Annotated in this window: 11 protein-coding genes; 3 read left to right on the forward strand and 8 right to left on the reverse strand. The window is 59.1% G+C overall.

Features of this window, described 5'->3' with window-relative positions; translation table 11 throughout:
- Window positions 1-147: 147 nt before the first annotated feature.
- The 7 genes from AC3IUA_RS11050 to AC3IUA_RS11080 form a co-directional block, all read right to left on the reverse strand.
- Window positions 148-573 (reverse strand): GNAT family N-acetyltransferase, encoded by a 426-nt coding sequence (locus AC3IUA_RS11050; protein WP_489360830.1) that lies wholly within the window; start codon window positions 571-573, stop codon window positions 148-150.
- On the reverse strand, window positions 566-1732 hold the full coding sequence (locus AC3IUA_RS11055; RefSeq protein ID WP_489360832.1) for a ribosomal protein uL16 3-hydroxylase: 1167 nt from the start codon (window positions 1730-1732) through the stop codon (window positions 566-568). Before AC3IUA_RS11055 ends, AC3IUA_RS11050 begins: the two co-directional genes overlap by 8 nt.
- 83 nt (window positions 1733-1815) lie before the next feature.
- Window positions 1816-3186, reverse strand: coding sequence for an adenylosuccinate lyase (purB, locus tag AC3IUA_RS11060; RefSeq protein WP_489360834.1), 1371 nt, complete (start codon window positions 3184-3186; stop codon window positions 1816-1818).
- Between the two features lie 125 nt (window positions 3187-3311).
- Entirely contained in the window at window positions 3312-3935 is a 624-nt protein-coding gene (hflD, locus tag AC3IUA_RS11065; protein ID WP_150643428.1) for a high frequency lysogenization protein HflD, read from the reverse strand.
- Entirely contained in the window at window positions 3932-5065 is a 1134-nt protein-coding gene (mnmA, locus tag AC3IUA_RS11070; RefSeq protein WP_489360835.1) for a tRNA 2-thiouridine(34) synthase MnmA, read from the reverse strand. The genes hflD and mnmA overlap by 4 nt, the downstream gene beginning before the upstream one ends.
- A gap of 59 nt (window positions 5066-5124) precedes the next feature.
- The gene (locus AC3IUA_RS11075; protein ID WP_489360837.1) at window positions 5125-5571 is read right to left on the reverse strand and encodes an NUDIX hydrolase; all 447 of its coding nucleotides are present in this window, start codon (window positions 5569-5571) and stop codon (window positions 5125-5127) included.
- Between the two features lie 102 nt (window positions 5572-5673).
- On the reverse strand, window positions 5674-7917 hold the full coding sequence (locus tag AC3IUA_RS11080; RefSeq protein WP_489360839.1) for an NADP-dependent isocitrate dehydrogenase: 2244 nt from the start codon (window positions 7915-7917) through the stop codon (window positions 5674-5676).
- A gap of 493 nt (window positions 7918-8410) precedes the next feature.
- On the opposite strand from AC3IUA_RS11080, the gene icd reads away from it, so the two are divergent.
- A complete protein-coding gene (icd, locus tag AC3IUA_RS11085; RefSeq protein ID WP_489360841.1) occupies window positions 8411-9667 on the forward strand; it encodes an NADP-dependent isocitrate dehydrogenase in 1257 nt (418 codons plus the stop codon).
- 76 nt (window positions 9668-9743) lie between these two features.
- Here icd and cspD read toward each other — a convergent pair whose 3' ends face one another.
- Window positions 9744-10001 carry a cold shock domain-containing protein CspD gene (gene cspD / locus AC3IUA_RS11090; protein WP_489360843.1) on the reverse strand — a complete coding sequence of 86 codons (258 nt, stop codon included), beginning with the start codon at window positions 9999-10001 and terminating at the stop codon, window positions 9744-9746.
- A gap of 224 nt (window positions 10002-10225) precedes the next feature.
- Between cspD and clpS the strand changes: the two genes are divergently transcribed.
- Window positions 10226-10588, forward strand: coding sequence for an ATP-dependent Clp protease adapter ClpS (clpS, locus tag AC3IUA_RS11095; protein ID WP_150806949.1), 363 nt, complete (start codon window positions 10226-10228; stop codon window positions 10586-10588).
- A 29-nt stretch (window positions 10589-10617) separates the two neighbouring features.
- Window positions 10618-12888, forward strand: coding sequence for an ATP-dependent Clp protease ATP-binding subunit ClpA (gene clpA / locus AC3IUA_RS11100; RefSeq protein WP_489360845.1), 2271 nt, complete (start codon window positions 10618-10620; stop codon window positions 12886-12888).
- Window positions 12889-13002 lie beyond the last annotated feature (114 nt).

The following is a 13002-nucleotide window of genomic DNA, read 5'->3' on the forward strand; positions in this document are numbered from 1 at the left end:
TTAAACGTAGGAGCTGCCGCAGGCTGCGATCTTTTGATCTTGCTTGCAACCCATCCCCACCATAGCAAAACGCCCCGCCATTGGGGATGGCAGGGCGTTTTGTGGTGTCCTTTGTGGCGAGGGAGCAAGCCCCCTCGCCACAGGGTCTCAAGCGGTCCCGCGCACCATGTCCACATGGGGAATCCCGGCTTCGAGGAATTCGCCGCTGACGATGGTAAAGCCCATGCGCTCGTAGAAAGCCGTCGCCTGGACCTGCGCACTGAGGCTCAATTGCTTCAGTCCGCGTTTCTCGGTTTCGCCAATCACGGCCTGCATCAGTGCAACGCCGACCTTCAGTCCGCGCCAGTCCTTGAGGACCGACACGCGGCCGATATGACCGTCAGGCAGCAGGCGTGCGGTGCCAATCGGGAAGTCGCCCTCGAAGGCCAGGAAGTGCACGGCGTTCAGGTCGTCGGCATCCCATTCGAGCTCTGGCGGAACGGACTGCTCGGCAATGAACACCGACTCACGAATGCGCCGAATCTCGGCGTTATCCTTTTGCCAGTCTGCGACACGTACGTGAATCTTATTCATCGGCAAACCCCAGGCTTCCTTGCTTGACCAGTTCACAGAGCAGGTTGCGCCCATCTTCATCCGCAAGCCATGGACCGAGGTTGTCGCTGTGCAGTGCATCGGCGGCACAGATCATCTTCAGCAGATCGCGCAGCTTGCCCGGCAGCAGGCGACTCTGGCCGCTGGCGAACAGCAGCAGGTCGTCATCGACTTCCGACCAGGCCAGGCGGGCGCTCGGGTTGCGAATCAGCACAGCGCCTTGCTCAAGGCTGCTCAGCAAGTCTTCTTCTTCCAGTTCCGGGCCGACCACCAGTTCCGGGTAGCGTGGTTCGGTCATGAACTGGCCAAACCAGGTCAGCAGCAGGCGTTCGTCGCTCATGTGCTCGGCCAGCAGGCCTTTCAAGCGGTCGAGCGCGTCGTGCTGGATCTGGTGCGGATCGCTGACAGGCTGCGCGTCGGCATCGGTGTAGCGCTCTTCATCAGGCAGGAACTGGCTGAGGAAGTCGGTGAAGTGGGTCAGTACTTCGGCAGCGCTCGGGGCGCGGAAGCCTACCGAGTAGGTCATGCAGTCGTCGATCGCGACACCACAGTGGGCCAGGCGTGGCGGCAGGTAGAGCATATCGCCCGGTTCCAGCACCCATTCGGCGGTTTCTTCGAAGTCGGCAAGAATGCGCAAGTCGGCATGTTGCAGCAGCGGGCTCTCGGAGTCGCACATCTGGCCGATTTTCCAGTTGCGCTTGCCGTGGCCTTGCAGCAGGAACACGTCGTAGTTGTCGAAGTGCGGGCCGACGCTGCCACCCGGCGCGGCGAAGCTGATCATCACATCGTCGATGCGCCAGCTCGGCAGGAAGCGGAAGTGCTCCAGCAGTTCGCCGACTTCCGGCACGAACTGGTCGACAGCTTGCACCAGCAGGGTCCACTCGCGTTCCGGCAACTTGCTGAATTCGTCTTCGGCGAACGGGCCGCGACGCAATTCCCACGGGCGCTCGCCGTGCTCGATGACCAGGCGCGATTCGACTTCTTCTTCGAGTGCCAGGCCGGCCAGTTCGTCGGCGTCGATCGGGCTTTCGAAGTCAGGAATCGCCTGGCGGATCAGCAGGGGTTTTTTCTGCCAGTAGTCGCGCAGGAATTCCCGTGCAGTGATACCGCCCAGAAGTTGAAGAGGAATATCAGGATTCATGTGTAACCTATTGAAAAAAAGCACTTTTCAGACGGGAATAAAAACGCCCGGCGCGGCCGGGCGTTTAAATCTGTAGCGATCGGTCAGATGCGTTTGGCTTGCGCCACGGCGTTACCGATGTAATTGGCCGGGGTGAGCTTTTTCAGCTCGGCTTTTGCTTCGGCGGGCATTTCCAGACCGTCGATGAAAGTTTGCAACGCTTCAGGGCTGATGCCCTTGCCGCGGGTCAACTCTTTGAGTTTTTCGTACGGGTTTTCGATGTTATAGCGACGCATGACCGTCTGGATCGGTTCGGCCAGCACTTCCCAGCACGCATCCAGGTCCGCAGCAATTTTCTGAGCATTGAGCTCTAACTTGCTGATTCCCTTGAGACTTGCTTCGTAAGCGATAACGCTGTGAGCAAAGCCGACGCCGAGGTTGCGCAGAACGGTGGAGTCGGTCAGGTCACGCTGCCAGCGCGAGATCGGCAGCTTGCTCGCCAGGTGCTGGAACAAAGCGTTGGCGATACCCAGGTTGCCTTCGGAGTTTTCGAAGTCGATCGGGTTGACCTTGTGCGGCATGGTCGAGGAGCCGATTTCGCCAGCGATGGTGCGCTGTTTGAAATAGCCCAGGGAGATGTAGCCCCAGATATCGCGATCGAAGTCGATCAGGATGGTGTTGAAGCGCGCCATGGCATCGAACAGCTCGGCGATGTAGTCGTGAGGCTCGATTTGCGTGGTGTAGGGGTTGAAGCCCAGGCCCAGCTCGTCTTCGATGAAGGCGCGAGCGTTCTCTTCCCAATCGATTTCAGGATAGGCCGAGAGGTGTGCGTTGTAGTTGCCGACTGCGCCGTTGATCTTGCCCAGCAGCGGAACGGCAGCGACCTGGGCGATCTGGCGCTCGAGACGGTAGACCACGTTGGCCAGCTCTTTGCCCAGGGTGGTCGGCGAGGCCGGTTGACCGTGGGTGCGTGACAGCATTGGCACGTCGGCAAAACGCACAGCCAGTTCGCGAATGGCTTCAGCGGTCTGGCGCATCAGTGGCAGCATTACGTCATCACGGCCTTCGCGCAGCATCAGGGCGTGGGACAGGTTGTTGATGTCCTCGCTGGTGCAGGCAAAGTGGATGAATTCGCTGACCTTGGCCAGCTCAGGCAGCTTGGCCGCCTGCTCTTTGAGCAGGTACTCGATGGCTTTGACGTCGTGGTTGGTGGTGCGCTCGATCTCTTTGACGCGCTCGGCGTGCTCCAGAGAGAAGTTTTCCGCCAGGGTGTTCAATACCGCGTTGGCTTCGGCGGAGAACGCCGGAACTTCGCTGATGGCCGGGTGGGCGGCCAGGCGCTGGAGCCAGCGCACTTCAACCAGGACGCGGGCACGGATCAGACCGTATTCGCTGAAAATCGGGCGCAGGGCCTGGGTTCTGCCGGCGTAGCGGCCGTCAACAGGGGAAACCGCAGTGAGCGAAGAGAGCTGCATGGGGTGTTCTCGGACAGTCGGGCAACGAAATGGGGCGCGTATCATACATGAAAAAAACCGCGGGTCCGTTGCCAACTGACCAGCGTCTTACGCGTACAGGCTACAAATGCTGTTGCGGGCGCGATTCAGCTGCTACGCATCAGCGGGTAAAGCTCTTTGAGCAGTTTGCGGCGGCTGACCACCAGCTGCCAGCGATGGCCGCCCAGTTGGCGCCACAGCCGTGCCGAGCGGATGCCGGCCAGCAGCAGCGCACGGATCTTCGAAGCATTGTTCGGCTGTTGCAGGTTGCGCATGTCACCGTGTACCTGGATGCGCTGGCGCAGGGTGCTCAAGGTGTCCTGGTACAGCGCGCCACAGGCCGCCACTACGTTTTCGTGGGCCGGGCCGAAGTGTTCGACCTGGGACTGGATTTGCGGCAGGCGCTTGCCGATGGTTTCCAGCAGGTCGTCGCGCTTGGCCAGTTGCCGCTCCAGTCCGAGCATCGACAGCGCGTAACGCAGCGGTTCGCGTTGAAGGGTGTTCGGGTCGCGCTCCAGGGCGCCGACCAGTGCGCGATAACCTTCGCGCAGATTGAGATCGTCGCCACCGTAGACTTCCAGGGTGTCTTTCGGATCGCGAATCAGCAGGCTGCCAAGCATGCAGCCAAGGCCGGCTTCGGTGACCTGGCCGGTCTTGGCAATCTTGTCGACCAATACTGCGGCGAGAAACACACCGCCCAGGGCGATCAGTTGCTCCTGAGTCGGGTTCATGAGCGCTGGTCCTTGCTGCTCCAGGGCTCGGCTATTTCAATGACGCCGCCACCGAGACAGATTTCGCCGTCGTAGAACACCACCGACTGGCCTGGAGTGACTGCGCGCTGCGGATCGTCGAAGGTCGCACGATAACCGCTGGCGGTCTTTTCCAGGGTGCAGGGCTGGTCGCTCTGGCGATAGCGGACTTTCGCCGTGAGCCGGCGGGGTGCGCTCAGGTCGACCGGGTTGACCCAGTAGATGTCCGAGGCGAGCAGGGCGCGGGAGAACAGCCACGGGTGGTCATTGCCCTGGCCAACGATCAACTCGTTGTGTTCCAGGTCCTTGATCAACACGTACCACGGTTCTTCACCGGCGTCTTTCAGGCCGCCGATACCCAGACCCTGGCGCTGACCGATGGTGTGGTACATCAGGCCGTGGTGACGGCCGATCACTTCACCTTCGGTGGTCTTGATCTCGCCTGGCTGAGCCGGCAGGTATTGCTTGAGGAAGTCGCTGAAGCGGCGCTCGCCGATAAAGCAGATTCCGGTGGAATCCTTTTTCTTTGCGGTGGCCAGTTGGTGTTTTTCGGCGATCGCGCGAACGGCAGGTTTTTCCAGCTCGCCGACCGGGAACAGGGTCTTGGCGATCTGCTCACCGCCGACGGCGTGCAGGAAATAGCTCTGGTCCTTGTTCGGGTCCAGGCCCTTGAGCAGTTCGGTGCGGCCATCGATGTCGCGGCGGCGCACATAGTGGCCAGTGGCAATCAGGTCGGCGCCGAGCATCATGGCGTAGTCGAGGAACGCCTTGAACTTGATTTCACGGTTGCAGAGGATGTCCGGGTTCGGTGTGCGTCCGGCCTTGTATTCGGCCAGGAAGTGTTCGAACACGTTGTCCCAGTACTCGGCGGCGAAGTTGGCGGTGTGCAGCTTGATACCGATCTTGTCGCACACGGCCTGCGCGTCCGCCAGGTCGTCCATGGCGGTGCAGTACTCCGTTCCATCGTCTTCTTCCCAGTTCTTCATGAACAGGCCTTCCACCTCATAACCCTGTTCGATCAGCAGGAGAGCGGAAACGGAAGAGTCCACGCCGCCGGACATGCCGACAATGACGCGCTTCTTTTGTGTATCAGAAGGGGCTGGATCACGCATAGGGATTCGATGAGTGTCTTGAAAAAGGACGCGATTCTAGCAGGCCGGAGCCTGCAAGGCTAAAGAGAAGGGCGGATCAGTTCGAGACTGTGCATCTTGCCGCTCAGATAATCGTCAATGCACTGGATGATCAGTTCGCTGCGCCAGTTGCAACGTTGCTCCAACAGCTCGTCACGAGTCAACCAGCGCGGGCCAAGAATGCCGTCATCCAGCTGATAATCGGGGTGGTGGCGCAGGGGTTTGCCGGAAAAACAGACGCGCTGGTAGGTCACGCCGTTGCTCGGGGCGGTGTACAGGTAAATGCCAATCACGCCGGTCAACTCGATGTCCCAGCCGGTTTCCTCGAGGGTTTCGCGGATGGCGGCATCGATCAGGCTTTCGTCGGGATCCAGATGCCCGGCGGGCTGATTGAGTACCGCTCGTCCGCCGGCGAGTTCCTCGACCATCAGGAAACGGCCGTTATCTTCGACGATAGTCGCGACGGTGATGTGAGGTTGCCAGGTCATGGTGTGTTCCGCTCAAAGAGTAATGGCGAATTATCGGGTGGCGCGCCGAAAACAGAAACCCCGGCACGGGGCCGGGGTTTCTGGTGTTACTGCTGGATGCTATCAGGCAGCCAGGCTATCGGAAACCAGCGCAGCGATCGCTGCGTTGAAGGTTTCGCTTGGGCGCATGGCTTTGCTGAGCAGTGCCGGCGTGGCGTGGTAGTAACCACCGATTTCCACGGGCTTGCCCTGAACGGCATTGAGCTCGGCGACGATGGTCGCTTCGTTCTCGGTCAGGGTTTTCGCCAGCTGGCCGAATTGCGCCTGCAGGGTGGCATCTTCAGTCTGGGCGGCCAGGGCCTGGGCCCAGTACAGCGCCAGGTAGAAGTGGCTGCCACGGTTGTCGATGCTGCCGACCTTGCGCGCAGGCGACTTGTTGTTGTCCAGGAACTGGCCAGTGGCCTGATCGAGGGTCTTGGCCAGTACCTGGGCCTTGGAGTTGGCATAGGTGCTGCCAAGGTGCTCGAGGGACGCTGCCAGGGCGAGGAACTCACCCAGCGAGTCCCAGCGCAGGAAGTTCTCTTCGAGCAGTTGCTGGACGTGTTTCGGTGCCGAGCCGCCGGCGCCGGTTTCGAACAGCCCGCCGCCGTTCATCAGCGGAACGATCGACAGCATCTTGGCGCTGGTGCCCAGTTCCATGATCGGGAACAGGTCGGTCAGGTAGTCGCGCAATACGTTGCCGGTGACCGAAATGGTGTCCTTGCCTTCGCGGATGCGCGTCAGCGTGAAGGCCATGGCGTCGACCGGCGACATGATGCGGATGTCCAGGCCTGCGGTGTCGTGATCCTTCAGGTAGGCCTGAACTTTCTCGATCACTACGCCGTCATGGGCGCGCATCGGGTCCAGCCAGAAGATGGCCGGGGTGTCGCTGGCGCGAGCGCGGTTGACGGCCAGTTTGACCCAATCCTGGATCGGCGCGTCCTTGGTCTGGCACATGCGGAAGATGTCGCCGGCTTCCACGGTCTGGTCCAGCAGCAGGCGGCCAGCGGCATCGCTGATCCGCACGACGCCATCAGTCTTGATCTGGAAGGTTTTGTCGTGGGAGCCGTACTCTTCGGCTTTTTTCGCCATCAGGCCAACGTTTGGCACGCTGCCCATGGTGGTCGGATCGAAGGCGCCGTGTTTCTTGCAGTCTTCGATAACCGCCTGGTAGATGGTCGCGTAGCAGCGATCCGGGATCACCGCCTTGGTGTCATGCAACTGGCCGTCGGTGCCCCACATCTTGCCGGAGTCGCGGATCATTGCCGGCATCGAGGCGTCGACGATGACGTCGCTCGGCACGTGCAGGTTGGTGATGCCTTTGTCGGAGTTGACCATCGCCAGGGACGGACGAACGGCGTACACCGCCTGGATGTCGGCTTCGATCTGTGCTTGCTGTTCAGCCGGCAACGCCTTGATGCGGGCGTACAGGTCGCCGATGCCGTTGTTCAGGTTGAAGCCGATCTGGTTCAGCACGTCAGCGTGCTTGCTCAGGGCGTCCTGGTAGAACTCGGCAACGATCTGGCCGAACATGATCGGGTCGGAGACCTTCATCATGGTCGCTTTGAGGTGAACCGACAGCAGCACGCCTTGCTGGCGCGCGTCTTCGATTTGCGCTGCGATAAAGCTGCGCAGGGCGTTTTTGCTCATGACTGCGCAATCGATGATCTCGCCGGCTTGCACGGCGGTTTTTTCTTTCAGGACAGTGGTGCTGCCATCCCGAGCGATCAGTTCGATTTTAACGCTGTCTTTGGCATCGATCAGGGCGGCTTTTTCGCTGCCGTAGAAGTCGCCGCTGTTCATGTGTGCTACGTGGGACTTGGAGTCTGCGCTCCAGGCGCCCATTTTATGCGGATGCTTGCGGGCGTAGTTCTTGACCGACAGCGGGGCGCGGCGGTCAGAGTTGCCTTCGCGCAGAACCGGGTTCACGGCGCTGCCCTTGATTTTGTCGTAACGCGAGCGAATGTCTTTCTCGATCTCGCTGGTCGGCGCTTCCGGGTAGTCCGGCAGCTCGAAGCCCTTGGCCTGGAGCTCTTTGATCGCGTCCTTGAGCTGTGGCACCGATGCACTGATGTTGGGCAGCTTGATGATGTTGGCTTGCGGGGTGATGGCCAGGTCGCCGAGTTCGGCGAGGTGGTCCGGCGCGTCGCCAGCGCTCAGCAGCTCCGGGAAGCTGGCAAGAATACGGCCTGCAAGAGAGATGTCGCGGGTTTCCACGGCGATATCAGCGGGGGCCGTGAAGGCTTCGATGATGGGCAGCAGCGAGTAGGTGGCGAGGGCGGGGGCTTCGTCGGTGAAGGTATAGATGATCTTCGAACGGGTGGGCATATTCGGATTAACTCTCTTCTTTGCTAGGCGTGCTCGAAAACTCGGGGTGCGCGGGGTATGCGCTTTCGTTCAAAGTCATCCATGAGCCGAAAGTCGAGGTTTCTTCGCGGTGATGTTGGGTGCATCAGTCGAGCGTCAGATGACTGGGTCGCGGTAACAACTCAGCCTTTCCAGGCTTGAAAGTCTGATTTCAGACAGGTCGGCCGGGGTGACTCGCTGGTCACCGGGCCATTATACATAGGTCTTTAGTATTAGGACGATGGTTGAAATGCATAGAAGTTCGTCCTTTGGTCTAAAGGACCTCGATCGGGGCCCGCCGTAGACTTGTCGGCCTGGTGCTGGATTTTGTCGGTTTTCCCTTTGCTTTCAGGCTTGTAGGCCGCGGGGAGTGCAGGTTCGGCGCTAGATCTATGGAACATAAGGTTCCCGTCCAGATTCAACTGGGTTACGCTCCTGCGCAGCCAGATGTTCAATCCACACAACGGAGTTCAGCATGGGATACAAGAAGATTCAGGTTCCAGCAGTCGGCGACAAAATCACCGTCAACGCAGACCATTCTCTCAATGTTCCTAACAACCCGATCATCCCTTTCATCGAAGGTGATGGTATTGGCGTCGACATCAGCCCGGTCATGATCAAGGTTGTCGATGCTGCTGTGAAGAAAGCTTACGGCGGCGAGCGAAAAATCTCCTGGATGGAAGTCTACGCCGGCGAGAAGGCCACTCAGGTTTACGACCAGGACACCTGGCTGCCTCAGGAAACCCTGGACGCGGTCAAGGACTACGTCGTTTCCATCAAGGGCCCGCTGACCACTCCAGTCGGCGGCGGCATCCGTTCCCTGAACGTTGCCCTGCGTCAGCAGCTCGATCTCTACGTTTGCCTGCGCCCGGTGCGCTGGTTCGAAGGCGTGCCTAGTCCGGTCAAGAAGCCAGGCGATGTCGACATGACCATCTTCCGTGAAAACTCGGAAGACATTTATGCCGGTATCGAGTGGAAAGCCGGTTCGCCGGAAGCGACCAAGATCATCAAGTTCCTGAAAGACGAAATGGGCGTGACCAAGATCCGTTTCGACGAGAACTGCGGCATCGGCGTCAAGCCGGTTTCCCTGCAAGGCACCAAGCGTCTGGCGCGCAAGGCCCTGCAGTACGTGGTCGATAACGACCGCGACTCGCTGACCATCGTGCACAAAGGCAACATCATGAAGTTCACCGAAGGTGCCTTCAAGGAGTGGGCCTACGAAGTGGCTGCCGAAGAGTTCGGCGCTACCTTGCTCGACGGCGGCCCGTGGATGCAGTTCAAGAACCCTAAAACCGGCAAGAACGTCATCGTCAAGGATGCCATCGCCGACGCCATGCTCCAGCAGATCCTGCTGCGCCCGGCTGAATACGATGTGATCGCGACCCTGAACCTCAACGGCGACTACCTCTCCGACGCACTGGCGGCCGAAGTGGGTGGTATCGGTATCGCGCCAGGTGCCAACCTGTCCGACACCATCGCCATGTTCGAAGCCACTCACGGTACGGCTCCAAAGTACGCTGGCAAAGACCAGGTGAACCCGGGTTCGTTGATTCTGTCCGCTGAAATGATGCTGCGTCACATGGGCTGGACCGAAGCGGCCGACCTGATCATCAAGGGCACCAACGGCGCGATCTCGGCCAAGACCGTGACCTATGACTTCGAACGTCTGATGGACGGCGCTACATTGCTGTCTTCTTCCGCGTTCGGCGATGCTCTGATCGCTCACATGTGAGCTGATCCGCGCTAAGCAAAAACCGGCCGGCTCGAATATTCGAGTCGGCCGGTTTTTTTATGACTGGATGTTTGGTCTAGCTTGATACGGTCACTTGGGTAGCAGGCGTGGTGGTGTCGGCAGTCTGGACTTTGACCGAGTTGATTTTGATGGCATGCAGGCCCTTGGGGCCCTGGATGATCTCAAAGCTCACGGGTTGACCGGCTTTCAGGGTTTTGTAACCCTCCATCTCGATGGCCGAGTAATGGGCGAACAGGTCTTCGTCCTTGCCGTCTTCGTTGATGAATCCATACCCTTTGGCATTGTTGAACCACTTGACCTTGCCACTCGCCATGCTCATATCCCTCTGCAACAGACTCCATCACTGGAGTATCATCCAGTTCATCTACACGCGAACCAGGAAATCTGGTTGACTGTGCGGACCTTTATTACCCACTGTGGGCTCTATTGGTTGTAACACCGTTTTGCCGATAGTCAAGGTGACCGGGCAGTCGGAGTTGAAATCGACCATAGCCGCCCCCACCAATGTATTTGCACAACTGACGAACCTTTCTTTCCATGCATGCAATCAGCCAGATTCGACTAACATTCAATCAGGATCGCCCGGATTTACACGACGACGATTCCGCTGGCTTGGCTGTACAGGAGGCTAAGCCCGCGTTGCAGGCGCCACCAATGTACAAGGTGGTTTTGTTCAACGATGACTACACACCGATGGATTTCGTCGTCGAAGTGCTCGAGGTGTTTTTCAACCTGAATCGAGAGTTGGCGACCAAGGTAATGCTGGCCGTTCATACAGAAGGACGGGCAGTATGTGGAGTGTTTACCCGCGACATCGCCGAGACCAAGGCCATGCAGGTCAACCAGTACGCCAGGGAAAGCCAGCATCCGCTACTCTGTGAAATCGAGAAGGACGGTTAACGCCGACCACTTGGGTATGAGGTGAAGCTATGTTAAACCGCGAGCTCGAAGTCACCCTCAATCTCGCCTTCAAGGAGGCCCGCTCGAAACGTCATGAATTCATGACCGTCGAGCACCTCCTGTTGGCTCTTTTGGATAATGAGGCAGCCGCTACCGTTTTGCGTGCCTGCGGCGCAAACCTCGAAAAACTCAAGCATGACCTGCAGGAGTTTATCGACTCCACCACGCCATTGATTCCTCTGCATGACGAGGATCGTGAAACCCAGCCAACCCTGGGCTTCCAGCGTGTACTGCAACGTGCTGTCTTTCACGTACAGAGCTCGGGCAAACGCGAAGTGACTGGCGCCAACGTGCTGGTCGCAATCTTTAGTGAGCAAGAGAGTCAGGCAGTGTTTCTGCTTAAACAGCAGAGCGTTGCGCGCATCGATGTCGTCAACTACATCGCCCATGGCATCTCGAAAGTGCCAGGGCATGGCGATCACTCTGAAGGTGAGCAAGATATGCAGGACGACGAGGGCGGTGAGTCTTCTTCTTCAGGCAATCCTCTGGATGCTTATGCCAGCAACCTCAACGAACTCGCACGCCAGGGTCGTATAGATCCGCTGGTCGGGCGTGAGCTGGAAGTCGAACGGGTCGCGCAGATCCTGGCGCGCCGGCGCAAAAACAATCCACTGCTGGTGGGTGAGGCGGGCGTGGGTAAAACCGCGATCGCCGAAGGTCTGGCCAAGCGCATCGTCGACAATCAGGTACCTGATCTGTTGGCCAATAGCGTGGTCTACTCCCTCGATCTGGGGGCGTTGCTGGCCGGCACCAAATACCGCGGCGACTTCGAGAAACGCTTCAAGGCGTTGCTCAATGAGCTGAAAAAACGCCCGCAGGCCATTCTGTTCATCGATGAAATCCACACCATCATTGGTGCCGGTGCTGCTTCCGGTGGCGTGATGGATGCTTCGAACCTGCTCAAGCCGCTGCTGTCTTCGGGTGATATCCGTTGCATCGGTTCGACCACCTTCCAGGAATTCCGTGGAATCTTCGAGAAGGACCGGGCCCTGGCTCGACGCTTCCAGAAAGTCGATGTGTCCGAGCCTTCGGTAGAAGACACCATCGGCATCCTCAGGGGGCTCAAGGGGCGCTTCGAGCTGCATCACGGTATCGAATACAGTGACGAGGCGTTGCGTGCCGCTGCCGAGCTGGCATCGCGCTACATCAATGACCGGCACATGCCGGACAAGGCCATCGACGTCATCGACGAGGCAGGGGCCTACCAGCGCCTGCAGCCAATCGAAAAACGCGTGAAACGTATCGACGTGGCCCAGGTCGAGGACATCGTCGCGAAGATTGCGCGGATTCCGCCAAAACACGTCACCACCTCCGACAAAGAGCTGCTGCGTAACCTTGAGCGTGATCTGAAGCTGACCGTGTTTGGCCAGGATGCGGCGATCGACTCCTTGTCGACCGCGATCAAGCTCTCCCGTGCCGGCCTCAAGTCGCCTGACAAGCCTGTGGGTTCGTTCCTCTTCGCCGGCCCTACGGGTGTCGGCAAGACCGAAGCCGCGCGGCAGTTGGCCAAGGCGCTGGGGATCGAACTGGTTCGCTTCGACATGTCCGAGTACATGGAGCGGCACACCGTTTCCCGCTTGATTGGTGCACCTCCAGGCTACGTGGGCTTCGATCAGGGCGGTTTGCTGACCGAGGCGATCACCAAGCAGCCTCACTGCGTGCTGTTGCTCGATGAGATCGAGAAGGCGCATCCGGAAGTCTTCAACCTGCTGTTGCAGGTGATGGACCACGGTACGCTGACCGATAACAACGGGCGCAAGGCGGACTTCCGTAACGTGATCGTCATCATGACGACCAACGCCGGTGCCGAAACCGCAGCGCGGGCCTCGATCGGCTTCACGTATCAGGATCACTCGTCCGATGCCATGGAAGCGATCAAGAAGAGCTTCACGCCGGAATTCCGTAACCGTCTGGACACCATTATCCAGTTTGGTCGCCTCAGCCATGAGGTCATCAAGAGCGTGGTGGACAAGTTCCTTACCGAACTTCAGGCGCAGCTGGAAGACAAGCGTGTTCTGCTCGAAGTCACCGATTCCGCGCGCGGCTGGTTGGCGGAGGGTGGTTACGATGTGCTGATGGGCGCGCGACCAATGGCTCGCTTGATCCAGGACAAGATCAAGCGTCCGCTGGCCGAGGAGATTCTCTTTGGCGAACTGGCCGAACATGGCGGTGTGGTACACATCGACCTCAAGGACGGCGAGTTGACCTTCGAGTTCGAGACCACGGCTGAGATGGCTTGATGTAGTGTTGCTGTAAAGCGAAAGGCGCCTTCAGGCGCCTTTCTGCTGTCTGCCGTACGAGGTCACTCCCGGATTGCATGTCGACGCAATTTCACGGATGGACCATTATCAAAT

The organism is Pseudomonas sp. KH_050 (genome assembly GCF_057838875.1).

Coding starts and splice junctions, on each gene's coding strand:
- mnmA (WP_489360835.1), bottom strand. CDS start 5,065: ATGCGTGATCCAGCCCCTTCTGATACACAAAAGAAGCGCGTCATTGTC.
- clpA (WP_489360845.1), top strand. CDS start 10,618: ATGTTAAACCGCGAGCTCGAAGTCACCCTCAATCTCGCCTTCAAGGAG.
- cspD (WP_489360843.1), bottom strand. CDS start 10,001: ATGGCGAGTGGCAAGGTCAAGTGGTTCAACAATGCCAAAGGGTATGGA.
- hflD (WP_150643428.1), bottom strand. CDS start 3,935: ATGAACCCGACTCAGGAGCAACTGATCGCCCTGGGCGGTGTGTTTCTC.
- clpS (WP_150806949.1), top strand. CDS start 10,226: ATGCATGCAATCAGCCAGATTCGACTAACATTCAATCAGGATCGCCCG.
- AC3IUA_RS11055 (WP_489360832.1), bottom strand. CDS start 1,732: ATGAATCCTGATATTCCTCTTCAACTTCTGGGCGGTATCACTGCACGG.
- purB (WP_489360834.1), bottom strand. CDS start 3,186: ATGCAGCTCTCTTCGCTCACTGCGGTTTCCCCTGTTGACGGCCGCTAC.
- AC3IUA_RS11075 (WP_489360837.1), bottom strand. CDS start 5,571: ATGACCTGGCAACCTCACATCACCGTCGCGACTATCGTCGAAGATAAC.
- AC3IUA_RS11080 (WP_489360839.1), bottom strand. CDS start 7,917: ATGCCCACCCGTTCGAAGATCATCTATACCTTCACCGACGAAGCCCCC.
- AC3IUA_RS11050 (WP_489360830.1), bottom strand. CDS start 573: ATGAATAAGATTCACGTACGTGTCGCAGACTGGCAAAAGGATAACGCC.
- icd (WP_489360841.1), top strand. CDS start 8,411: ATGGGATACAAGAAGATTCAGGTTCCAGCAGTCGGCGACAAAATCACC.